This window comes from Flavobacterium jumunjinense, from assembly GCF_021650975.2.
Lineage (GTDB): Bacteria > Bacteroidota > Bacteroidia > Flavobacteriales > Flavobacteriaceae > Flavobacterium > Flavobacterium jumunjinense.
Genome location: NZ_CP091285.1, coordinates 4,469,035 through 4,492,613 on the forward strand (window position 1 = coordinate 4,469,035; position 23,579 = coordinate 4,492,613).

At 29.8% G+C, this 23,579-nt stretch carries 20 protein-coding genes; 8 read left to right on the top strand and 12 right to left on the bottom strand.

Translation table 11 applies throughout. The annotated features are described in order from the left end of the window. Nucleotides 1-154: 154 nt before the first annotated feature. The 6 genes from L2Z92_RS20325 to L2Z92_RS20350 form a co-directional block, all read right to left on the bottom strand. Nucleotides 155-3,136: a VPS10 domain-containing protein gene (locus L2Z92_RS20325; RefSeq protein WP_236456580.1), complete on the bottom strand. Its 2,982-nt coding sequence runs from the start codon at nt 3,134-3,136 to the stop codon at nt 155-157. 411 nt (nt 3,137-3,547) lie between these two features. Beyond that, entirely contained in the window at nt 3,548-4,360 is an 813-nt protein-coding gene (locus L2Z92_RS20330) for a DUF1353 domain-containing protein (RefSeq protein WP_236456581.1), read from the bottom strand. Nucleotides 4,361-4,468: 108 nt separating this feature from the next. Next, nucleotides 4,469-4,831 carry a hypothetical protein gene (locus L2Z92_RS20335; protein WP_236456583.1) on the bottom strand — a complete coding sequence of 121 codons (363 nt, stop codon included), beginning with the start codon at nt 4,829-4,831 and terminating at the stop codon, nt 4,469-4,471. A 225-nt stretch (nt 4,832-5,056) separates the two neighbouring features. Beyond that, entirely contained in the window at nt 5,057-5,668 is a 612-nt protein-coding gene (locus tag L2Z92_RS20340; protein WP_236456585.1) for a response regulator transcription factor, read from the bottom strand. Further along, complete coding sequence (locus L2Z92_RS20345; protein WP_236456587.1) at nt 5,665-7,404, bottom strand: tetratricopeptide repeat-containing sensor histidine kinase; 1,740 nt, start codon at nt 7,402-7,404, stop codon at nt 5,665-5,667. Before L2Z92_RS20345 ends, L2Z92_RS20340 begins: the two co-directional genes overlap by 4 nt. A 23-nt stretch (nt 7,405-7,427) precedes the next feature. Continuing rightward, the gene (locus tag L2Z92_RS20350) at nt 7,428-7,889 is read right to left on the bottom strand and encodes a hypothetical protein (protein WP_236456589.1); all 462 of its coding nucleotides are present in this window, start codon (nt 7,887-7,889) and stop codon (nt 7,428-7,430) included. Nucleotides 7,890-8,269: 380 nt separating this feature from the next. On the opposite strand from L2Z92_RS20350, the gene L2Z92_RS20355 reads away from it, so the two are divergent. Next, nucleotides 8,270-10,471 (top strand): choice-of-anchor I family protein, encoded by a 2,202-nt coding sequence (locus tag L2Z92_RS20355; RefSeq protein WP_236456590.1) that lies wholly within the window; start codon nt 8,270-8,272, stop codon nt 10,469-10,471. 447 nt (nt 10,472-10,918) lie between these two features. On the opposite strand, the gene L2Z92_RS20360 is transcribed toward L2Z92_RS20355, so the two are convergent. Then, nucleotides 10,919-11,557 (bottom strand): hypothetical protein, encoded by a 639-nt coding sequence (locus L2Z92_RS20360; RefSeq protein ID WP_236456591.1) that lies wholly within the window; start codon nt 11,555-11,557, stop codon nt 10,919-10,921. Nucleotides 11,558-11,715: 158 nt separating this feature from the next. Next, nucleotides 11,716-15,141, bottom strand: coding sequence for a methylmalonyl-CoA mutase family protein (locus tag L2Z92_RS20365; protein WP_236456592.1), 3,426 nt, complete (start codon nt 15,139-15,141; stop codon nt 11,716-11,718). A gap of 802 nt (nt 15,142-15,943) precedes the next feature. Between L2Z92_RS20365 and L2Z92_RS20370 the strand changes: the two genes are divergently transcribed. Continuing rightward, nucleotides 15,944-16,657, top strand: a complete 714-nt coding sequence (locus tag L2Z92_RS20370) for a DUF4197 domain-containing protein (RefSeq protein WP_236456593.1) — start codon at nt 15,944-15,946, stop codon at nt 16,655-16,657. A 201-nt stretch (nt 16,658-16,858) separates the two neighbouring features. On the opposite strand, the gene L2Z92_RS20375 is transcribed toward L2Z92_RS20370, so the two are convergent. The 4 genes from L2Z92_RS20375 to pyrF form a co-directional block, all read right to left on the bottom strand. Beyond that, nucleotides 16,859-17,668: an alpha/beta fold hydrolase gene (locus L2Z92_RS20375; RefSeq protein ID WP_379677891.1), complete on the bottom strand. Its 810-nt coding sequence runs from the start codon at nt 17,666-17,668 to the stop codon at nt 16,859-16,861. Between the two features lie 66 nt (nt 17,669-17,734). Further along, nucleotides 17,735-18,532 carry an ABC transporter substrate-binding protein gene (locus tag L2Z92_RS20380; RefSeq protein WP_236456594.1) on the bottom strand — a complete coding sequence of 266 codons (798 nt, stop codon included), beginning with the start codon at nt 18,530-18,532 and terminating at the stop codon, nt 17,735-17,737. 3 nt (nt 18,533-18,535) lie between these two features. Beyond that, nucleotides 18,536-19,036 carry a hypothetical protein gene (locus L2Z92_RS20385; protein ID WP_236456595.1) on the bottom strand — a complete coding sequence of 167 codons (501 nt, stop codon included), beginning with the start codon at nt 19,034-19,036 and terminating at the stop codon, nt 18,536-18,538. A 4-nt stretch (nt 19,037-19,040) separates the two neighbouring features. After that, complete coding sequence (gene pyrF, locus L2Z92_RS20390) at nt 19,041-19,856, bottom strand: orotidine-5'-phosphate decarboxylase (protein ID WP_236456597.1); 816 nt, start codon at nt 19,854-19,856, stop codon at nt 19,041-19,043. Nucleotides 19,857-19,988: 132 nt separating this feature from the next. Here pyrF and L2Z92_RS20395 point away from each other — a divergent pair, with 132 nt between their 5' ends. The 6 genes from L2Z92_RS20395 to L2Z92_RS20420 all read left to right on the top strand — a co-directional run bounded on the left by L2Z92_RS20395 (nt 19,989) and on the right by L2Z92_RS20420 (nt 23,540). Further along, on the top strand, nt 19,989-20,234 hold the full coding sequence (locus L2Z92_RS20395) for a hypothetical protein (protein WP_236456599.1): 246 nt from the start codon (nt 19,989-19,991) through the stop codon (nt 20,232-20,234). 30 nt (nt 20,235-20,264) lie between these two features. Further along, on the top strand, nt 20,265-20,732 hold the full coding sequence (locus L2Z92_RS20400) for a Dps family protein (RefSeq protein ID WP_236456600.1): 468 nt from the start codon (nt 20,265-20,267) through the stop codon (nt 20,730-20,732). Between the two features lie 47 nt (nt 20,733-20,779). Next, nucleotides 20,780-20,965 (top strand): CsbD family protein, encoded by a 186-nt coding sequence (locus L2Z92_RS20405; protein WP_236456601.1) that lies wholly within the window; start codon nt 20,780-20,782, stop codon nt 20,963-20,965. 73 nt (nt 20,966-21,038) lie between these two features. Beyond that, nucleotides 21,039-22,151, top strand: coding sequence for an AI-2E family transporter (locus tag L2Z92_RS20410; protein WP_236456602.1), 1,113 nt, complete (start codon nt 21,039-21,041; stop codon nt 22,149-22,151). A 1-nt stretch (nt 22,152) separates the two neighbouring features. After that, complete coding sequence (locus tag L2Z92_RS20415; protein WP_236456603.1) at nt 22,153-22,692, top strand: hypothetical protein; 540 nt, start codon at nt 22,153-22,155, stop codon at nt 22,690-22,692. Between the two features lie 2 nt (nt 22,693-22,694). Continuing rightward, nucleotides 22,695-23,540 carry a mechanosensitive ion channel family protein gene (locus tag L2Z92_RS20420; RefSeq protein WP_236456604.1) on the top strand — a complete coding sequence of 282 codons (846 nt, stop codon included), beginning with the start codon at nt 22,695-22,697 and terminating at the stop codon, nt 23,538-23,540. The last annotated feature ends 39 nt before the right edge of the window (nt 23,541-23,579 follow it).

The window sequence follows — 23,579 nt, forward strand, 5'->3', positions numbered from 1 at the left end:
TCTTCCTATTATATGGTTAGTCTTCTTATATATAAGAAGAGTTGGTTAATTACATAAGAAAGCAATTAATAGTAAATCATTTTTCATCAAAAAAGTCCAATAACAAAAATGAATTTTGTTATTGGACTTAACTATTAATTGTTAAAAAAGGTAATTATTCTATTATTAACTTTTTCGTTGTGAAACTGCTCACTGTATTAATGTTTACAAAATATAATCCCGACGCAAAATCTGAGGTATTAATTTTTAATGTATTCATTAAGCTTTTATCTTTAGCATAATATACAAGTTTACCTAAGGTATTGTATATTTTTATAGATACATTTTCGTCTTTATTCCATACTAAGCTAACATTATTTGTTGCAGGATTAGGAAATAATGATATTGTATTTAATGCTTCAAATTCACTTATGTTTAATGCTCCAGGTTCAAATAGATCAGATTTCCATAACCCTCTTCCATATGTTCCTGCAAATAGTTTATTACTTGCTGTATTAATTTCTAATTCGCTAATTTGAACATTTGGTAAATTATTGCTAAATGGCAACCATTCTGCTGCTGGATCTGTTGTTCCAATATAATATACTCCATAATTCATCCCTACATAAAGTCCATCTTGTTCGTGGTCTGTCCATACTAATGCTAATGCACTAAAACCAGGTAAATTCTTTAAATAACTTGTCCAATTTACTCCTCCGTCTGTACTAACATATACTTTTTGAGCTCCAGTTGTTGCAATCGCTATTTTATTAGCATCTGTAGGGTGAATTGCAATAGAATTTATACTTCCAGAAAAGCCACTCAGTGTTGTCCAGTTTGTTATTCCTCCATTTGCTGTTTTATATAGTGTACTACCTATTGCAGCAAACATAATAGTATTGTTTGATGGTGCAATTTTTAAATGATTTAAGTTACCACCGAACGTTTGAGAAATAGCTGTCCAAGTTGATCCTCCATCATTAGATCTATATACCTGATCGTATCCTGAATATATTCTATTCGCTATTAATGGATCTTGTTCAAATGGTGTTACCCAGTTTCCATCTTTATTATCTGGTGAGTTTAATCCAAAATAAGTTGTACCTTGATTATTCGACTTATATAGCGAACCGTTTTGGGTTGTTCCGTATAGCGTATTATTGTTTGTTTTATCTACAAATGTTTCCATTCCATCTGCTCCTAACCAATCTTTCCATACGCCCGTACTTGTAAATACTGATGCTCCATTATCTTGAGCTCCGCCCGTAATTACTTCTGGTACATTTTGATTAACACCTATTTTATAGAATTGTCTGATTCCTAATCCTGTACTTAAATCGGTATAATAATTACTATTTACAACCAAAGGATTTTCTGCTACAAAAATTCCACCATCGCTACCAACATACAATTTATCGCCAACATATTCCATAATATCAATATCAGCATGACAATAGCCTATATTTTGATTTGCAGCACTTCCTGGTACCCATTGTGAAGTAATGCTAAAAGTATCTCCTGCGTTTGTTGATCTCCAAGATAAAATACCTGCAATATGCACATCGTTAGCATCATTAGGGTTTACTGCTATGTCCATATCTCTAGGTGCTTGTCCTCTATCATCGTCTGCATTAGATTCATACCCGAAATAGTTATTTGTACCATGATTTAGCTTTGTAAATGAATTACCACTGTCTGTAGATCTATAAAATGCTCCAAATTTTCCATTTTCAGCTTCTAGAATATATACTACATTTGGGTTATTTGCCGAAACACCCATCATTTTTGGTCCTGTTGAAAGTGGTGAATTTGATTCAAAACCATTTTCAAAAAGCACTCCTAAAGTTACATCTTCTATGCTTACATCATCCAAAGTTAATCCTCTTCCATAATTTGATTTCCCTTCAAAAGCAACATAATATTCTGAAGACTGGTTTGGTAAATCTAGCGTTATATCTTGCCAAGCAGTTGTTTCTGCTGTATAAGTTGCTAATACTGTCCAAGTTCCTCCTAATGATGTTTTATATAGTACTTTTAATTCATCAATATCCGAATCCCAACTCACGTTTGTATAAGAAAAATTAAGTTTTGGAGCTGTTGCTCCAGTTAGATTTACTACTGGTGGTATTAAACGCGTTACTGGGTGACTATAATTATTTATATAAAACAATCCTAAACCGTTTCCAGTTCTTGGGTCTACAGTATTATTTAAATTAGAAGATGCAGAAATCCAGTTTGTTGTTCCAGAAGCATATTCTTGTTGGTAGATGCTTAATGCATTTTCGGTGGTAAATGTTACTCCTCCGTCTATAGATTTAAAGTACTTATTTCCCGTTGCATAAATAGTACTTGTTACACCTGGTTTAAATTCTACATCATAGCCCGTTGTTGCTAAAGCATGAATTATTGTCCATGTAGCTCCTGAATCTGTTGATTTATAAATTCCTCCTCCTTGCACACTACAATACATTTTAGTATCGTCTGTAGGGTCTATTAATATTTTATTTACAGTTCCTGCTCCTGTATCTGACAACAATGACCAAGTGCTTCCTGAATCTGTAGAGCTAAAAATTGCTCCGTTTGAAGATCCCCAAAAATAGTTTGTATTGTCTAATGGGTTTATTGTTAGTGCAGAAACAGTAAGATTTGACATATTATCTGTTAAAACCGTCCAAGTTGTTCCTCCGTCTACAGTTCTCCATACTCCTCCTGATGCTCCTCCTACAATAATATGGTTTCTGTTTGCGCTTTCTACACTTACTGAAGTTATTCTCCCCACTCCTGGATTCCATCCGTTTGAGTTGTCATCGCTCCAATAGGTTGGTCCAACTTCTTCCCAAGTTCCTTGTGCTGTTTTAGCAAAAGTAGTACTGCTATTGTTTCTATATTGATTGTATCTTTCTAATTCATTATAATAAAATTCTGGTGTTTTAAGTATCCCATTTTCATCCATATTTCTTAAGGCATCGTATTCCCATCTTTTATAAGGTTTATATCCTTTTCCTCTTTCTTTTCCTACGATTGCAAAATGTGCTTCTGCTTTGGCTTGAATTTCTTGAACAGTGTAGGTTCCTTTTATTATCATCTCTTTGTATTCTTGCGACCAGGAATTACTGGCAAAGCAGACGACTAATAATAAACTAATGTAATTTTTCATTTTAAATATTTAATTTGGTTATGGTTGAATTTTAGTTTTTTCTTTACTTTTTAGATCACATTAAAAACAACACAATCTAAAAAACACCTAATCAGTTAATTATTAGAGTATTATTTTTTATATCTTTTTAAAATCTGATTGTAAATTTAGATATTTTTAAACAAGAAAACAAGACTCCTTACTTTAACAACTATATTTTACTTTATCAAAAAATCATTCTATATTGAATTTTCAAAAATGAATAGCACAAATTCATTAGCATTTTTCAAATAAATAAAATTATAAACTACTAATTTAAAAAAGTTATAAATAAAATAGAGAGGCATTTTTACCTCTCTATTTTTAAATTATTTTTTTATCATAGTACTTTTTCTATGAACAAAAAGCTGTTTACTGATTCATTTACTTGTGTTAACTAAAAAAAATCCATTTTTTACCAAAGTGATGAGCAATTGCGTGTTGATAGACCTTAACAGGTTCTACTTTAGACCATGCTTCAACTGGACTAACGCCTTTTGCTAGCATTGCATAATAAAACATATCATGCACGTCATCAAACGTATTATTTCTTGTATCGCACTCCACATCGTGAAACACAGATGCAAATCGGTATTTCCCTGCAAAGGGTGGTCCTGCAACACTCCAAAGTGAAGCTGGTATTGAAGCTCCGTCTACAACATGTCCTGTAGGAGCTGTCCATCTTTTTCCATACGGATCTATATAAGTCACATTGCTTGTTAACCTCATTTTACGTCCATCATCTAACCATTCTGGATTAAAAACTCCTTCAAAATATCCGTAACTTGGTGTTGGGTTACATGTTGTATCTGGTACATCAAACTCACCCCATAAATTCACACCATTACTTTTATAACGAGTTGGTTTTGGAAAGTAATGTCCTCTTACTCTTGCTGGTGTTTTTTCCGCCCACTCTTCCCATGATTGTCCAAAAGGTATATTCCAGAGTATTGCTGAGAATTGTCTAACTCCGTTTCTTACTTTATGATCTGCTTTATATCTTCCCCAATAAGGTTGACCTCCCATGGCTTTAAAATCATTTTCCTCTGGGTTTGTAAATACTGAAATGTCTTTATCAAACATTGGTTTTTGCCATTGATTTGATACCTCATCATACACTTCTGTTATTTCATCTACATTCATTTTCTCAATTTCTAAAAGAGACATTTCTTTGATTTTTCCGTCTAAAAATTTTATTTTTTTCATATTTTTTATAGATATTTCATCCCTAAAGGAATTTTTAATTAATTGAATTTGTAAGTTAATTACCAATAGGTCAGTCTTAGACTTTAACTAATTGAATGACTGTATGGTTTAATTATTAAATTCTTCTACTACTACTTTTGTTTCTGTTATTGTTAATTTTCTGTTTCCATCTGTTTTTTGCATTGGTGCAACTGCAAAACCTCCATCTGAAAAATTACCTTTAGAATACCTAACTGTATTCCCGCTTTGCCAAATGCATATTTTATTATTACTTTCTTCGAAGGTTATTTCTAATACTTTTTTATCGAATTCATTTTGATTGCCAACCCATGGAATCCATATTTCATGTACTGAAGTGTGACCTGAATGGATTGTGAGTCGATCATTATCTGGATTCTCTTTTTTAACAATATGCAACGTTTCTTTGCTATTATTAATTATTTCCTTTATAGCTGTTATTCCAAATGCCATTTTTCTTTTTTTTAATTCCTACTCATTTGGCTTTTCGGTTTCGCCCTGTTTGATATGGTTTCTAGTCTCCATTTTGTTTGTTAGCTAACTACTTTGTAAAATTCCTCATTTGTAAGCACAAAAAAATCCCTAACGATGGGGATTTTTTATGATTTACATACTGATTATTTTTAAAAAAAATTGTATCTAAGGCTTGTTCTGTTCTGACAATGTCTTGTTTTCTTTTTAGAAGTCGTATTTTCTTTCGATAGCAAATCGGATAAGATCGGTTTTGCCGTAAATATTCATTTTTTTAAGTATGTTTTTTCTATGGGTATCTACAGTACTTTTTGCAACAAATAATAGGTCTGCAATTTCTTGCGATGTTTTCCCTTCTCCAACAAATCTTAAAATTTCTTTTTCTCTTTTGCTTAAAATGATTTCTTCTTTGGTTAGATTGTCTTTCGTAATTATTGCATCATCATAATAGGGTATGTTTTTTGAGACACTTTTTATTGCTTCTATTAATTTTTTCAAAGATGAACTCTTCATTATATATCCAATTGCTCCAGCTTTTTTCATTTGATCAATGGCTTCGTCTTGATCGAACATACTAAAGGCTATTAGATTAATATTCGGAAATTCTTTTTTTATTATTCGCGTTGCTGTAATTCCGTCGCATTTTGGCATTCTTATATCGGTTACTACAATATCTGGTTCTTTGTTTCTTACTAATTCTACCAACATTTCTCCGTCTAAAGCTTCACCAACTACCGTTATTTCTTCTTCATATTCTAACGCTAATTTTATTCCATCTATTAATGCTTGATGGTCTTCTGCTATAACAATTCGTATCATAATGGTAAATCTATTATTATGGTTGTTCCTCTTCCTTTTTTACTATCTATGGTAAAAGTTCCGTTTAGTTGTTCTATTTTTCTTTCTATATTTTTTAGTCCAATACCTTTTGTTTCATTTATTTCTAGTAAATCAAATCCTATTCCATCATCTTCAATCATTAGATTCATTTCATCGTCATATTGATTTATATAAATATTTACTTCTTTTGCTGCTGCGTGTTTTAAAATATTGGCAGCTAATTCTTGGATAATTCTCAATAACAATATTTCTAATGTATTGTCTATTCTTTCATTTAAACCCGATGGAATAACATTGAATAAAATTTTGTTTGGCACAGTCATTTTATCTGCCATTTTTTTTACTGCTGTTAAGAGTCCTTGTTTCCCAATTACTCCGCTATTTTTTAAGTGTGCAATTGTTCGTACTTCATTATAAGCTTCATCCAGTAGTGCATTTGTTTTATCGAACAGTTCAAAATTATTATTTTGGTTTCTTATGGTTTCAAAGTTTATTTTTAAAGTGGTTAACAAACTACCTAAATTATCATGTAGTTCGTCTGCGATTTTTTGTCGCTCTTTTTCCTGAACTTCTAACATTTTATCAATCTCGGTTAATTGATTCTGCTTTAGTTTATTTTCTAATTGATTGACTTCAATTGTTTTTTGTTGCTCTACAATTTTCTTCTTGTTTGCTATATTTTTAAATGATAAAACACCTATTAGAATAGATAATAACAACAGAACCAAACTGACTACAATGGTTATTTTGTTTTTAAAATTAATTTGTTTTAGTGCTTTGTTTTCTTTTTCTTTTTCTACGGTTTTGTATTTTGTATCTATTTCTATAATGGCTTTGTTTTGCTCTTTTTCATCTAGAATATCTTGATACACTTTTTGTTTTTCTATAAAAGCAATGGCTTCTTTAAAATTTCCATTTTCTTTATAGGCATTCGCTAAAAAACCATAAATAATTGCTTTGTTTTTATTTTTAAATTCTTTTACGGGTATAGAATCTGCTTTATAAAAATATGTTATTGCCTCATCATAGCGTTTCATTTTTGTAAACACTACACCTTTATTAATATAGATATAGGAAATGTATTCGTCTAGTTTATTTTTTTGATAAATAGGCATGGCTTTGTTGTAGAAATAAAGTGCTGAATCTAATTTTAAAATTCCGTCTGAAGCATAGGTCGCTCCTATATTTTGCATAATTCGCGCTTTAAACACCTCTTCTTTTGGACTTGTATTTTCTTTTAATGCTTTAAAAAAATAATCTATTGCTAGTTTTGGATTGGTGTTATAGAATGATTTTCCTAATTGCATATAGGCTTCACTAAGCCCTTTGGAATCGTTTGATTTTTCTGCATATTCAATAAACTCTTTGATATAGAGATTGTAATCAATTTTATTTTTTTCGATAGCTAACAACAGTGAAACTATTTCTATATTTATAGTGGCTACTTTTGATAGGCTATCTTGTTGCACATAGGCTTTCTTTGATTTTAAATAATATTCGTATGCCTTATTGTCTTCGTTTACTAACTTATAAAAATTGGCTTTTAAATAATTAAAATTGGCTTTCTGATTTAAATTTAAAGGCAATTTTTCAATATCTTCAATTAATCTTTTAGACGCTTCAACATCTACCGTATTAAGTGTTTCTTTTAGTCTTTTTAATTGCGTAGTTTGTGAAAATGAAAAAGCAACAATAAAAATTGCTGCTATATTCATTATTATCTTTATCCTTTTCATCATTACATGCAACCTTCAAAAGTGAGTACTCCTCCATTGCCTACTTTTGGTTCTTCTATTAAATCAAAGTCTGGAAATTTCGGCAAATTCTCTTGAAAGATTTTCAATTCTTTATCGGAACCATTAAATCGTTCATCGTGGAAACACATGAAATGAATTGCATCACCTTGTTTTAAACTAGAAAAATCTTTACCTCCGTTTATTGGTAATAAATCATTCAATTTTAAAGGCTGTTCATCTACTTTTATTTTATTCAATGGAGCATCAAAATCATTCAAATCTTTATTTACTCCGTTTTCAATAAGTAAAACACCTAAAAGTCCGAAATAATCTTTACTAGAAATGTTGTAATACTTTACATATCTGTATTTCCCTTCTGGTAATTCGGGTAACACTGTTTTTATTTCAACAGTTTTCATTTCTCCAATGCTTACTATTTTTCCACACGATTGATATACTTTCATGGTTATTGTTTTTAAATTTATTTTGCTAAAATAACAATCCAAAATACTAAAAAAATCCCTAACAATGGGTATTTATCTTTTTAGCACTCGTTGGTTGAAACTCGTTTTTGATATGATTTTTCGCCAATTCATGTATTCCTGAATAGAAAATTGCATTACTTATAAGATGAATTACATTGAAAGCGGTTCTCACTACATAAAAAAACAATCAAATTGACAGCTATTTATAATTACAAAAAAACGATCATTTAACAATAAGTTTACTTTTTAATATTTAAACAACTTTATAGTAACGATTTCTATATGAAATGTTTACTTTATAATAACGAAGTCCTCGTTACCTACTTGTATGTTTGTGAGATAAACAATTAAACTAACTCATGAGAACAAAAATTACTTTACTATTATTCCTTATTTCACTCCAAAGTATTAAAGCTAAAACCTTTACTTGTAATCATTCTGCAACAGAACGACTTTCTAAAAATATAATTGCATCAACATTTCTTACTACAGATATATCTTTTTCTACTGAATTTTCTATTGTAAATGAAAATGATAATAGTGTAAATGTTATTATTTCTTTAACGAATCCTTCTACAGGGACAACTTCTGTTGATTTAATAGCATCTTCTAATAGTACAGCTACCAATGGTACTCAATATACTTTTTCAAATCAAACGGTTACTTTTGCTGCCAATGAAACTTCTGTAACCGTAACTATACCTATTATTAATAACACTTCATTTTATGGAGATACGTATTTTATTTTAGAACTATCAAATCCTGTAGACGGAACAATTGTTGGTACTACTAAAAAAACTGTTTACATCTTAGAAGATGAAGAAAATACGCCTTCTACTTCTAGTGCTTTAGACATTAATTTTCTAGCAAGCTATCTTGTTGACGCAACTGGTTCTGCCGAAATTGTAGCTCATGATCCTGTTTCGCAACGATTATTTGTAATGAACTCTACAGTTTCAAAAATTGAAATTTTAGATTTTTCAAATCCGTCTGCAATAACTCCAATTCAATCTGTTGATCTTTCAACTTATGGAATTGGCGGAACAAGTATAGCGGTTAAAAATGGTATGATTGCTGCCACTGTTGAAACGGCTAATTTTGCGAATGGAAAAGTAATTTTTATGGATACAAATGGAAACATTGGTGCTGTTGTGGAAGTAGGTGTGCTACCTGATATGGTTACTTTTACGCCAGATGGAACAAAAGTAATTACTGCGAATGAAGGACAACCTAATGATGATTACACAATTGATCCAGAAGGAAGTATTTCTATTATTGATGTAACTGCTGGTTATAATGCCATTCAACAAAGTGATGTTACATTGTTAGATTTTAATGCCTTTGATAGTCAATTAGCTACTTTAAAAGCCAATAATGTTCGAATTTATGGTGTGAATGCAAGCGTTTCTAAAGATCTAGAACCAGAATATATTACTGTTGCTGCCGATGGATTGACGGCTTGGGTAACTTTACAAGAAAACAATGCTTTAGCAACTATAGATTTAGTAACAAATCAAATTACAACAATTACTCCTTTAGGTTTTAAAGATCATATGTTAGCAGGGAACGAGTTCGATACTTCCGATCAATTTGGAGAAATATTTATGGGAAACTGGCCTGTTAAAGGAATGTATATGCCTGATGCTATTGCTAACTATACTGTTGGTGGAACTACCTATTTGGTTACTGCTAATGAAGGAGATTCTAGAGATTATAATGGTCTTTCTGAAGAAAAAAGAGTGGGAAGCGGTAGTTTTGTTTTAGACCCAACTGTATTTCCTAATGCCGATTTTTTAAAAGACAATAAAAACTTAGGTCGATTAACGGTTTCTAATGTTACTGGTGATATTGACAACGATGGTGATTTTGATGAAATTCATGTATTTGGAACACGTTCATTTAGTATTTGGAATGCTACAACAGGAGCATTAGTCTATGATAGTGGTTCCGACTTTGAAAGAATTACAGCTGCCGACCCTGTTTATGGTGCTTTATTTAACGCAAGTAATAGTAGTACTTCTTTAAAAAATAGAAGTGACAACAAAGGTCCAGAACCTGAAGGTATTACTATTGCTGAAATAGATGGTGCTACTTATGCCTTTATTACTTTAGAAAGAATTGGTGGTTTAATGACCTATGATATTACGAATCCAATGGCTCCAACGTTTATTTCATACAAGAATAGTAGAAACACATCTAGCCTTGGAGGAGATTTAGGTCCAGAAGGAATTATTTATATTGCTCCACAAGATAGTCCTGTAAACAAAGGATTAGTTATTATGGCTAATGAAGTGAGTGCTACTTTAAGTTTATATGAGATATCGAATGATCTTTTATCGAATGAATCGTTTACTCAAAAAAATAATTTTGTAATTTATCCGAACCCTACAAAAAACGGTAAGGTGTATTTTAATGAACCAGTTAGTATTAGTTTGTATGATATGGTTGGTAAGAAACTGATTGAAAAAGAAAACACACTAAGTCTAGAAATGAATTACCCAAAAGGGATTTATTTTATAAAAACAAAAGATGGAATCACACAAAAAGTAGTTGTTGAATAATTAAAAATTGTGTTGTTATTGATTCCATAAAGACCTTCCAAATGGAAGGTCTTTTCTTTTTAATACCATCGCTTTCAAATAATTTTGGCTTTATTTGGAGTTCATTATCTAGTTGTTAAGGCATTTTACTTTAAAGTACTAACTTTTAGTATGAAAATTGATATTTATATATTCACAATATTTACCTTTAGTAAAGATTAATTTACTTTTAGTAAGTCAAAACATACTTTAAGTATATACTTTTATACTTAAAGTATCTATTTTTACAGCTTTAGTATTATTAATACTACTTTAAGTATCAAAATTGACCATAAAATGGTATAGTTACCCTTTTTGGGCTTGTATTTTATATCTTTAAGGTTGTAATTGAAGTGTTTTAGCTATTCTATTTAGTTAAACACTTTTATGAATTTCTAAAGAACTAAATTCTTTTGATTATATATTCTATTAAAAATCGAAATTATAGGCTACTAAAAATTCGAACCTAAAGTAATTTGTGGAATATGTTTCCTTCAAAGTGTATTCATTAAGTCCTTCAAAGTTTGTTGATTTATTCTTTTTCCCAGTTAAATAACTAATTTGAGTATCAATTGACCAACCTGGAGAATTTCCGAAAACAAAACCTATTGCTGTTCCTATATAATTATAATCTATTTTCTGAAAATAAAAATCATTCTCATAGTTACGGTCTTTATTTATTGTCTTTTTTCCTATTTTATAATTTAATGAAGTATAAAAAGAAACTCCTGTCCTATTTCTAAAATCATTGAAATCAAAATAATACTTATATTCGAAAATAAATGACTGATCGTTATGCTTTTGATAATTCCCTAAATCATGTACTTCTCCATATTTATCTTCTACCTTCTCTTCCCGCGGTGAAAAATAATTATTTATAAATTTCACTCCTAAAGAATGATTTTTAAAAAACCCTTTCTCTAGTCCTACTATTGAACCAAAACCACCATCCAAAAGATTTATATAACCAATACCTTTTATACTTAAAGTATTTTTTAGATTATCCTTACTATATGGAACTTGTCCAAAAGAAAAAGATACGATGAAAAGTAAAAAATATTTATACATGATTTATTTTAAAGTAAACAAATCTAAATATTATAAACAAAAAAACCTTCCATTTCTGAAAGGTTTTTTGTCTTTATTCTGTTTATATACAAGATACCTTGACAAGCTCGGCATAAGCGATTCACACAAAATCTTTTTCAAATATTTTGGTTCTCTGCTTACATATTCCTTCTATACTGACCACCTACTTCAAATAATCCTGAAGTAATTTGACCTAGCGTACAGTATTTAGTAGCATCCATTAATAATTCGAATAAGTTTTCATTATTAATTGCAGCTTCTTGTAGTAAATTAATTTGCTCTTTTACTTTTTCTGCATTGCCTTTATGAAGGTTCTCTAATGTTTTAATTTGTAACATTTTTTCTTCTTCTGTTGCACGAATTACTTCTGAAGGAACAATTGTTGGTGAACCTTTAGAACTTAAGAATGTATTTACTCCAATAATTGGAAATTCTCCCGTATGTTTCAACATTTCGTAGTACATTGATTCTTCTTGAATTTTACTTCTTTGGTACATTGTTTCCATTGCTCCAAGAACACCACCTCTTTCGGTAATTCTATCAAATTCTAAAAGAACAGCTTCTTCAACTAAATCGGTTAATTCTTCTATAATGAAAGAACCTTGAATTGGGTTTTCGTTTTTCGCTAAACCTAATTCTTTATTAATAATTAACTGAATTGCCATTGCTCTACGCACAGATTCTTCTGTTGGCGTTGTAATTGCTTCATCGTATGCATTGGTATGCAACGAATTACAGTTATCGTTAATAGCATATAAAGCTTGAAGTGTTGTACGAATATCATTAAAATCAATCTCTTGAGCGTGTAATGAACGACCCGAAGTTTGAATATGGTATTTCAACATTTGTGCTCTTTCGTTTGCTCCGTATTTTAATTTTAAGGCTTTTGCCCAAATTTTACGAGCCACACGACCAATTACTGCATATTCAGGATCAATTCCGTTAGAGAAGAAGAACGATAAGTTAGGTCCGAAATCGTTAATATTCATTCCTCTACTTAAGTAATATTCCACATAAGTGAAACCATTTGCTAAAGTAAAAGCTAATTGTGTAATAGGATTTGCACCCGCTTCTGCAATATGATACCCAGAAATAGAAACTGAGTAGAAATTACGAACATTTTCTTTAATGAAATATTCTTGAACATCTCCCATTAAACGTAAGGCAAATTCGGTAGAGAAAATACAAGTATTTTGTGCTTGATCTTCTTTTAGAATATCGGCTTGCACTGTTCCACGCACTTGTGCTAACGTTTTTACTTTTATATCATTATATACATCTGCAGGTAATACTTGGTCACCTGTAACACCTAACAACATTAAACCTAAACCGTCATTACCTTCTGGCAAAGCTCCATTATAGGTTGGTCTTTCTGTTCCTTTGGCTTTATAAATTGCTTTTATTTTTGCTTCCACCTCAGCAACTAAATCATTTTCTTTAATATACTTCTCACAATTTTGATCGATAGCCGCATTCATAAAGAAACCTAACAACATAGGTGCTGGTCCATTAATTGTCATCGAAACTGAAGTAGCAGGATGGCTTAAATCGAAACCAGAATATAATTTCTTAGCATCATCTAAACAACAAATAGAAACACCTGCGTTTCCAATTTTACCATAAATATCGGGTCTAAGGTCTGGATCATTACCATAAAGCGTAACACTATCAAAAGCGGTTGACAAACGTTTTGCTGGTAAACCTGCACTCACATAATGGAAACGTTTATTTGTTCTTTCTGGTCCACCTTCACCAGCAAACATACGTGATGGATCTTCTCCTTCACGTTTGAAAGGATATAATCCTGATGTAAATGGAAATTCTCCTGGTACATTTTCTTGTAAATTCCATCTTAAAATATCGCCCCAAGCTTGGTACTTTGGTAAAGCAATTTTTGGAATTTGAGAATGTGAAAGCGATTCACTATGTGTTTTAATCTCAATTACTTTATCTCTTACTTTAAAGGAATAAATTGGATTTTTATATTTATTTACTTTTTCATCCCAAGTAAGAATAACTTCCCAATTGTATGGGTCTAAGTTCATTTTTACGCGATCGAATTCTTTTATTAATAAAGAAACAAAGTCTTTATTTGAATCTTCAATTTGCAAAGAATCTTCAACTACACCTGCTTTATCAATTTGAACTGTACTACCTGTAACCGATTCTATAGTTTTGAAAATTCCATATAATTTTTGAACAACTTCCACTTGTGTTAAAGCTGTTTCATCATATTTACGATTGTTTTCTGCAATTTCAGATAAATAACGGGTTCTGTGTGGTGGAATTACGAAAATCTTCTCACTCATTTCACGCGATATCTCAAATGTCGATTTTAAATCTGATTCCGTTTTCTCTACAATTTTATCCATTATAGATTTGTACAACGTGTTCATTCCTGGATCATTAAACTGAGAAGCAATGGTTCCAAAAACAGGCATTTCGTCTGGGTTTACATCCCAAAGATTATGATTACGTTGGTATTGTTTCTTAACATCGCGTATTGCATCTAGAGCACCACGTTTGTCAAATTTATTTAAAGCTACTAAATCTGCAAAATCAAGCATATCGATTTTCTCTAATTGTGTAGCTGCTCCAAATTCTGGCGTCATTACATATAAAGAAACATCAGAATGATCCATAATTTCTGTATCTGACTGACCAATTCCAGAAGTTTCTAAAACAATTAAATCATATTTAGCTGCTTTCAATACTTGAATCGCTTCTGCAACATATTTAGACAATGCTAAATTAGATTGACGTGTTGCTAACGAACGCATGTATACTCTAGAATTATTAATAGCATTCATACGAATTCTATCTCCTAGAAGTGCTCCTCCTGTTTTACGCTTTGATGGGTCTACTGAAATTAATCCGATTGTTTTATTTGGAAAATCGATTAAAAAACGACGAACTACCTCATCTACCAATGACGATTTTCCAGAACCACCTGTTCCTGTAATACCAAGAACTGGAATTTTAGAAGATTCATTTGCTTTGTGAATTTTATCTAAAGTTTTCTTTGCAATCTCCGGAAAATTTTCTGCTGCAGAAATTACACGAGCAATTTCTCTTGGGTTTTTATTTTCTAAATGATCTGCTTCATTTGTTAATTTATCTCCAATTGGATAATCGGAACGTTGCACCAAATCATTAATCATTCCTTGAAGACCTAATTCTCTTCCATCATCTGGAGAATATATTTTTTCAATACCATATGCATGAAGTTCTTCAATCTCTACTGGAAGGATTACTCCACCACCTCCAGCAAATATTTTAATATGACCCGCTCCTTTTTCATTAAGCAAATCAAACATATATTTTAAGTATTCTGTATGTCCACCTTGGTAAGAAGTCATTGCAATAGCATTAGCATCTTCCTGAATAGCTGTATTCACAACCTCTTCCACACTTCTATCATGCCCTAAATGAATTACTTCACATCCGGTTGATTGAATGATTCTTCTCATTATGTTAATAGCTGCATCATGTCCATCAAACAGCGAAGCCGCAGTAACTATTCTTACTTTATTCTCAGGAATATAAGGTTGTTGTTGTTCCATGTGTAATTTTATCTAAAATTTTGTAGCGCAATTTACGAATTTATCATTTTATAAATAACAATGATGATTATAAAAATCAACAATTTCTTGTAAAAATAGTAACAATAGTTTTACTTAAGATTGTAAACATTAAAAATCATCCGTTTTTTGTCTCATTTTTTTTAATTTCCTTTTCAAGTAAAATGCTGTTTTTCATTTATAAGCTATTTTTATCTTAAAAATAAGCTTTTAATCGATAAAAAAACACCTTATATCGATTTTATCTAATTAGATTTTACTAATTTTTAGAATAAAAAACGAGTCAACATACCTTTACAAAAGAAATAAAGAAGATGTTTACTTTTTATGATATAGAGTAAGAGAAAATATTGATATTCTTAATTTCATGTACTATTTGTTTTTGTTAGTTTTTGTAATGTATTAAATACACTACAGGTGATCAATTAAAAAAATACTGAAACAGTAATTATTAATTCTGTGTATAAAGAATACTTTTAATGAAGTTCAAGAGGTCGACTTGACTCCATTGTTAATAAAAGTAAATACATTATAAGCAGAATCGTTGCATTTTATATGCAACAAAAGATATTTTTTTATAGTCAAACCAATTTTTAATGTTTTAGTTTATTATTTTTGAGAAAAGGAGCGGTTGTAATGCACTGCTCCTTTTTATTCATCATAAAACTATTACTTGAATTCGCTTTATTTAAATTATAATTATAAAAAAAACATGTACAAAGGGAATAACATAAAATAGTTTTTGGTACAAAAATTGTTAACTTTGATTTAAAATTTTATTACAATGAAAAAAATAGCACTTACACTTTTAACTTTTACATTATTTAGTTGCGCAGAATTACAACAAGTTGTTGATCAATTACCACAAGGAACAGTTCCTGGTCTTAGTCAAACAGATATAGCTAGTGGTTTAAAAGAAGCTTTGGATAAAGGAATTGAGAAACAAGTATCTAAATTAACAGCTACTGATGGTTTTTTTAAAAATGAAGCGGTTAAAATATTACTTCCAGATGAATTACAAACTGTTGATAAAAAATTGAGACAAGTTGGATTATCTAAATTAGCTGATGAAGGTTTGAAAGTTTTAAACAGAGCTGCTGAAGATGCTGTAAAAGAAGCTACACCAATATTTGTTGATGCCGTTAAACAAATGTCTTTTAATGATGCTAAAAACATTTTAATGGGAGACAATTCTGCTGCTACTACCTATTTACAAAACTCTACTTCTACTGCTTTATATGGTAAATTTAATCCTGTTATTAAAAACTCATTTGCAAAAGTTGGTGCCGATAAAGTATGGAGTAATATTATATCTAAATATAACAACATTCCTTTTGTAGAAAAAGTGAATCCAGATTTAACAGATTATACTACTAACAAGGCTATGGACGGTGTTTTTAAAATGATAGCTGTTGAAGAACAAAGCATTAGAACCGATTTTAGCTCTAGAACTTCTGACTTATTGAAAAAAGTATTTGCTATGCAAGACAAAAAGTAAAAACTAAAATTTTAATATTCAATAACATATATATAACAAATCATTAACATACTCATAGCAAAAATAGTTAGATATTTGCAATATAAATAAACGAATTAGTATTTCATATTTATATTTGGTTGGTTAAGGTTAGTTAAAAAAAATACCACATCTTTTTGGATGTGGTTTTTTTTGTTTTAGGGAACAACTAGGTTCTTTTATTTAATTTCTTTGTAGATATGAAATTACTGTTGTATTAAATATCTTTGGTTGTTCTACATTAACAACGTGTCCACAGTTTTCAATTATAAAAAGTTCAGCTGTTTTAACATGTTTTCCAACAACTTGTCGAACTGCTGGAAGAAACATATAGTCTTCTTCTCCCATTACATATAAGGTTGGTATATCTAATTCTACTTGTCGAAACCATTTTAATACTGGATTAATTTCTGCCGTTAGCTTAAACCATTTTATAAATTCTTTTTGATAGAGTTTTTTAGCTTCATTTATGAAAAGTAATCTTGACTTTTTATGATTTTTTTTAGGCATAATTACAAATGCGAAAAACTTATAGAGTACTAAATAAGGTAAAACGTATTTAAATGTGTTTCCTAATTTCATTAGAATTTGAGATCGGAAATTCATTTTTAAAATAGCTCCTCCTAAAATCATACTTTTTACTTTCTCAGGATTCATTTCTGCTAACTGACGAATAACAATTGAACCTAGAGAAATGCCTACAAAATGTGAAGTTTCAATTTTTAGATGATTGATAACCTCAACGATATCATTAGCAATTGCTTTAAAGGTGTATTTTTGTTTAAAAGTATTTTTAATTTTCTTTGCAGAATCGCCATGTCCTCTTAAATCTAGTAGTAAAACATTAAAATGCTTCTGAAAGTCTCGAATTTGTTTGAACCATATAGAGGAACTTCCTCCTGCTCCATGAACAAAAGTCACCCATTCTTTTTTCTGATGATTAAGTGAATCAATATCTTCTGATGAACACTTATAAATTGTATAGTTAATCAATTACTTTATTTTAAGGAATACAAATGTAGTTGTTTGCAACCAAAACAATTGATAAACAATTCCTAATTATATTGCATCATGCACTTTTTTGAAATATTCAAATGCTTTAACTAATCTACTTCCATACCAAGAGAACATTTCTCCATCTACAAAAACAGTTTTAGCATGATGTGTGGATCGCCCTACTTCAAAAGCGTGTTCGTCTTTAAAAGGGAAAGGCTCAGAAGAAAGTAACACATAATCTGGATCACCTTCTAATCGAATTTTCTTTAATTCTACTTCTGGGTATCGACTTTCTTTATCTTCATAGATATTTACAAAATGATTTAATTTTAACAATTCATTTATAAAAGTTGATTTGCCAGCAGCCATATAAGGATTCGCCCAAATAAAATAAGCTACTTTCTTTTCTGGTTTGTCTTTTATGAACTTCTTAAAATCTTGAAGGGCAAAATTTGTTTTATCTATCCACTTTTGAGCATTCGTTCTTTTGTCAAAAAGTTCCCCAAAATCAAGAATCATTTTTAAATTATCTTCTATAGTAAAGATATCTGTAACCCAAACAGGACAAATTGCACTCAATTCTTCTACAATTTCTTTTGTATTCTCTTCCTTATTGCAAATTATAATATCGGGTTGAAGTGCAACAATTTTATCAAACTTTATCTTTTTAGTTCCACCAACTCTTGTCTTTGTTGATTTTAAATGAAATGGATGAATACAAAACTTCGTAATTCCTACTATTTCATCTTCTAATCCTAAATCGCATAATAGTTCTGTTTGAGAAGGCACAAGAGAGATAATTCTCTTTGGTGTTTTTTCAAAAGTATGTGTGGTTCCAAGTTGGTCAATTAATTCTTTCATTAGTTAGTTTTTGTCTAATGATTTAGCTATTTTTTTATTGTTTACCAGCAATAAATAACCAACTACAATACTTAATACTTGAGTAATAATTAAATAATAATCGATTGGTGTATTTCCTAAGGTTCGATGACTAATCTCATTTTTAAATAAGTTGACAATTTGGAATATTAATTCTGGAATAGGATTTACAATCAACATTAAAGAAATAATCGAAATTGACAATAAAATAATTGAATAAGAACTTAAGTTCCCTATAATGATTTCATCATCGTCAAAGTTTTTATCTAGTTTTAATATCGCTATAATAAAATCTGCATTGAATAATAAAACAAAAAGAGAAGCTATCATCAACAAAACACTACCAAGTAGGACAAGAAAGGTTGAGAGACTATAGCCCTCAATATAATATGTAGAAAATTGAGGTATAAAATAAAACAAAATGGCAATTAAGTTGTACAACCCAAAAACCTTAATTACTAATCTAAAAAAATCTCTTTTCGTCATTATCTTATTTATTCAAAATTAATTCCATTTCTTTTTGCAGTTTCAAGGCTTCTTCTCTTGCTTTTTCCGCAAAATCTGTTCCATTTGAAGAATAAATAATTCCTCTTGAAGAATTAATTAGCAAACCTACATTTTTATTCATTCCGTATTTACAAACTTCAGACAAACTTCCTCCTTGTGCACCAACTCCCGGAACTAATAAGAAACTATCTGGTACAATTTTTCTAATATCGGTAAAAAATTCAGCTTTAGTAGCGCCCACAACGTACATTAAATTTTCTGAATTTTTCCAAGTTTTTGAAGTCGTTAATACTGTTTTATACAATTCTATTCCATCTACAAATTGAGTTTGAAAATCAAATGCTCCTTCATTAGACGTTAGAGCCAACATAATAGTATGTTTGTTTTCGAAGGCTAAAAAAGGTTCTACTGAGTCTTTTCCCATATAGGGTGCTACAGTTACACTATCAAAATTTAAATCTTCAAAAAAGGCTTTTGCATACATAGAAGAAGTATTCCCTATATCGCCTCTTTTTGCATCTGCAATGGTAAAAATATCAGGATGTTTCTCATTAATATAATTAATTGTCTTTTCAAGAGATTGCCAACCTTTAATTCCATAAGCTTCATAGAAAGCAGTATTCGGTTTGTAGGAAACACACAAATCGTGCGTTGCATCTATTATAGCCTTATTAAATTCGAAAATTGGATCTTCTGTTTCCAATAAGTAGTTTGGAATCTTATTCAAATCGACATCTAGTCCAATGCATAGAAATGATTTTTTAATTTGAATTTGTTGCGCTAGTTGTTGTGTTGTCATGAAAAATTATTGTTGTTGCTGCAAATCTACAAAGTTTAAGCTTGAAAAATAAATATTGTGTAAATATCTAACGAAATCCTGTAAATAGTTTGATCTGCTTCTGGTATAAATTTGTTTTAAACAAATCAAGTTATGAAAACAATAATGATACTTCAAAAAATGACAGCTGATTGTATGTTTATATTAATTTCTACTTGTACTAATGATTTAGTTGTTAATGCAAAACAAGTCAATTATTTTGAAATGTTTATGCTATCCTTCGCTATTGAATGTAAAAATACAGTTATGAAGGAAAAACCTATTCTTAAAGACACTGTCTTAAAATTATATAAAGATTGTCAAAAATCCTGTAAGACGTTCTTTACCATCGCAACTTAACTTTGTATCAAACAAAAAACAAAAAATAATATGGAACCAAAAATTGGACTAACAAAAGAAGAATTATCAAAAAGCATTAAAGATTTAACCGTTGTATTATCTAATGAAATGATACTATATGTTAAGACTAGGAAATTTCATTGGAATGTAACTGGAAATAGTTTTATGGAATTACACAAGCTTTTTGAAAACCAATATAGCACATTAGAAGAAACGATTGATGATGTAGCAGAAAGAATTAGTGAGCTTGGAGGAAAGGCTATTGGAACTATGAAGGAATTCATAAAACATTCTATCCTTGAAGAAGATTCTAACTTTATTAATCAAAATGAAATGTTAGAAGAATTGCTAAATGATCACGAAAAAATCATTATTCAACTTAGAAAATTCATAAAAAATGCGGAAGAAATTGAAGATGTAGGAACAGCCGATTTCCTTACTAGTATTTTAATGGATCATGAATCTAAATCATGGATTCTAAGAAAGTATTTAAGCTAAAAGATGCTATTAACAGAAAAATAAATATTAATTTTAAAACAAATATTATGAACACAACAGATTTAAAAGGAAAATGGAACCAAGTAAAAGGAAAACTAAAACAAGAATATGCTGATTTGACAGAAAATGATTTACTGTATGAAGAAGGAAAAGAAGAAGAACTTTATGGTCGAATTCAAGAGCGAATTGGTAAATCGAAAGATGAAATTAAAAAATGGATTGCTGATTTATAAGAATCAAAAAAATACAAGCTATTAAAAAAGAGGCGAAAGCCTCTTTTTAACTATATAATAAAGGATAAAACAAATGAATTCAAATAAAACATATCATCCAGTACTAGATATTATTACTTTTATAGCAATAATCTTTATCGCCTATACATTACAAGAAGTAATTGTACCTTTATTATTTGCAATCATTTTAAGTGTTTTAGTATTTCCAATTGTACATTTTTTAGAAAAGAAACTTCGCATAAACAGAATTTTCTCTGCATTAATTTCAATCATAACATTAAGTCTAATTATAATGATAATTGCCACTTTTGTTGGAGTACAAATGAATGAAATCGCATCAAAAAGTGATCAATATTATACTAGTGCGAAAGAAAAAATAATTCCTTTAATTAATAAAGCCGAACAATCGACAGGAATTCAAACGGAAGAGATTATTCAATCCGAGAATATGAAAATGGGGGAAATGGTGAAAGATAACTTTTCAAACATAACCGATTTCTTATTAGCTTCTGGAAGTCTTTTGAGTAACTTAGTAATTGTTCCACTATACATGTTTTTTTTCTTATTATATCGTAAATTTTTCATCCGATTTATCTACTTAATCTGCACAAAAAAAGGAAATAAAAAAGAAACCAAAACAATTCTAGAAAAACTATATGGTGTGCAACAAAATTATTTAATTGGTTTATTAACCGTTATGCTAATTGTTGGTTGTTTAAATTCAATTGGCCTACTTCTTTTAGGTATTGACTATCCTTTTTTCTTTGGTTTTTTATGTGCACTACTATTATTAATTCCTTACATAGGTATTATAATTGGTTCGCTTCTACCTGCCTTGGTTGCTTTAGCTACAAAAGATTCAATTTGGTATTCTCTAGGAGTTATTTCTATTTTTGGTTTTATACAATTCTTAGAAGGTAATTTTATTACTCCAAAAATAACAGGTTCTAAAGTGAGTATTAATGCTTTCGTTTCTATTCTATCAATAATTGTTTTCTCAATGCTCTGGGGAACCTCTGGAATGATATTAGCATTACCTGTTACCGCAAGTTTAAAAGTCCTTTTTGATCATTCTTCAAAATTTGAACCTATCGGTTTTTTATTAGGGCAGCCAACCGATGAGTTTTTAAAGAGTAAAGCACGGAGACGATTAAAAATTTGGAAAGAAATTAGAAAAAATAAATAATATGAAAACAACACTATATATACTATCATTCCTTTTTTTATTTGGATGTAAAAAAATAACTAATGAACTTAATATTGATGAAAACAAATTAGATGAAATTAGTGAAGCAATAATGGAAGACAACACGGTAGACTTGTTTATTAGAAAAGATTCTTTTCTAGGTATTTCAATATATGATTCTATAAATGAACACAAATTTATATTAACAAAACAAGTTGACACTATCTATAATCCAGAACAAGATTGCTACGTTTTATCTACAATTCAGTATGAAAATTTAGCTAAAGTTATTACAAAAGGAAAAAACAAAAACAGCATAGACCGCATCATAATAACCTCTCCAGAAGCAAAAACCGAATTAGGTATTAGTGTGGGGACTAGTTTTAAATATATAAAAGAAAAAATTTCAGCTTTTGAAATTAAGAATTCAGAAAGTGGAAGACGCTATATACAGGATTCTAATTTTAAATATTTTTTAAATGATAATACATCAAACACTATTTCAGATAGTTTAAAAGTAACACAAATTATAATCGAATAAATATGAGTGAACAAATTGAACTTTTTAAAGCATCTATAAATAAAAGCTGGCAAAATTTTTATGAAGCAATGCCAACATTACTTTTTGCAATGCTTGTCTTTGGCTTAGGTTTATTGCTAATTAAAAAATTTAAATCATTTGCCTATATCATTATTGATAAAAAATCCAAAGACCCTTTAGTTAGCGATTTCTTAGTTAATGTAATCTCTTTAGTGCTAACTATTTTTCTATTAGTAATTTCTTTAAGTATTTTAGGTTTTGGAGAAATTACAGATAAAATTTTAGCTGGAGCAGGAATTACCACTTTCATTATTGGTTTTGCGCTAAAAGACATTGGAGAAAACTTTCTTTCTGGAATTATAATGGCTTTCAAAAGACCTTTCAGAATTGGTGATTTAATCGAAATTAATAATTTTAAAGGAAAAGTAACCAATATGTCTTTACGAGAAACGTTAATTAAGACATTAGACGGAAAAGAAGTTTTTATTCCTAACGGTATGGTGACAAAAAACGGATTAATAAATTATACTTTAGATGATCTACTACGTACCGATTTTAGCATTGGTTTAGACTATAATGATGACACAGCAAAAGCGATTGATATTATTGAAGATATTCTAAAAAACAAAGAAGGTGTTTTACAAAACCCTGAACCCTATGCCGTAATTGATGAATTAGCTACAAGTACAGTAAATGTAAAAGTATCCTATTGGTACATGACAAACAATATTAAAGTACCTGGAACAAAACTTAGAAGTCAAATTATGTATAGTGTTTTTAAAACGTTAATGGAAAAAGGCTTTGGATTACCATCAGATATTGTTGAAGTAAAAATGTTAGAAAAATAGTAATTTTATAGCAATGTTAAATAAAAGAAAAGTGATTTT

Excerpts from the sequence above, each read along its gene's own strand:
- L2Z92_RS20325 (WP_236456580.1), bottom strand. The coding sequence starts at position 3,136 with ATGAAAAATTACATTAGTTTATTATTAGTCGTCTGCTTTGCCAGTAAT.
- L2Z92_RS20330 (WP_236456581.1), bottom strand. The coding sequence starts at position 4,360 with ATGAAAAAAATAAAATTTTTAGACGGAAAAATCAAAGAAATGTCTCTT.
- L2Z92_RS20335 (WP_236456583.1), bottom strand. The coding sequence starts at position 4,831 with ATGGCATTTGGAATAACAGCTATAAAGGAAATAATTAATAATAGCAAA.
- L2Z92_RS20340 (WP_236456585.1), bottom strand. The coding sequence starts at position 5,668 with ATGATACGAATTGTTATAGCAGAAGACCATCAAGCATTAATAGATGGA.
- L2Z92_RS20345 (WP_236456587.1), bottom strand. The coding sequence starts at position 7,404 with ATGAATATAGCAGCAATTTTTATTGTTGCTTTTTCATTTTCACAAACT.
- L2Z92_RS20350 (WP_236456589.1), bottom strand. The coding sequence starts at position 7,889 with ATGAAAGTATATCAATCGTGTGGAAAAATAGTAAGCATTGGAGAAATG.
- L2Z92_RS20355 (WP_236456590.1), top strand. The coding sequence starts at position 8,270 with ATGAGAACAAAAATTACTTTACTATTATTCCTTATTTCACTCCAAAGT.
- L2Z92_RS20360 (WP_236456591.1), bottom strand. The coding sequence starts at position 11,557 with ATGTATAAATATTTTTTACTTTTCATCGTATCTTTTTCTTTTGGACAA.
- L2Z92_RS20365 (WP_236456592.1), bottom strand. The coding sequence starts at position 15,141 with ATGGAACAACAACAACCTTATATTCCTGAGAATAAAGTAAGAATAGTT.
- L2Z92_RS20370 (WP_236456593.1), top strand. The coding sequence starts at position 15,944 with ATGAAAAAAATAGCACTTACACTTTTAACTTTTACATTATTTAGTTGC.
- L2Z92_RS20380 (WP_236456594.1), bottom strand. The coding sequence starts at position 18,532 with ATGAAAGAATTAATTGACCAACTTGGAACCACACATACTTTTGAAAAA.
- L2Z92_RS20385 (WP_236456595.1), bottom strand. The coding sequence starts at position 19,036 with ATGACGAAAAGAGATTTTTTTAGATTAGTAATTAAGGTTTTTGGGTTG.
- pyrF (WP_236456597.1), bottom strand. The coding sequence starts at position 19,856 with ATGACAACACAACAACTAGCGCAACAAATTCAAATTAAAAAATCATTT.
- L2Z92_RS20395 (WP_236456599.1), top strand. The coding sequence starts at position 19,989 with ATGAAAACAATAATGATACTTCAAAAAATGACAGCTGATTGTATGTTT.
- L2Z92_RS20400 (WP_236456600.1), top strand. The coding sequence starts at position 20,265 with ATGGAACCAAAAATTGGACTAACAAAAGAAGAATTATCAAAAAGCATT.
- L2Z92_RS20405 (WP_236456601.1), top strand. The coding sequence starts at position 20,780 with ATGAACACAACAGATTTAAAAGGAAAATGGAACCAAGTAAAAGGAAAA.
- L2Z92_RS20410 (WP_236456602.1), top strand. The coding sequence starts at position 21,039 with ATGAATTCAAATAAAACATATCATCCAGTACTAGATATTATTACTTTT.
- L2Z92_RS20415 (WP_236456603.1), top strand. The coding sequence starts at position 22,153 with ATGAAAACAACACTATATATACTATCATTCCTTTTTTTATTTGGATGT.
- L2Z92_RS20420 (WP_236456604.1), top strand. The coding sequence starts at position 22,695 with ATGAGTGAACAAATTGAACTTTTTAAAGCATCTATAAATAAAAGCTGG.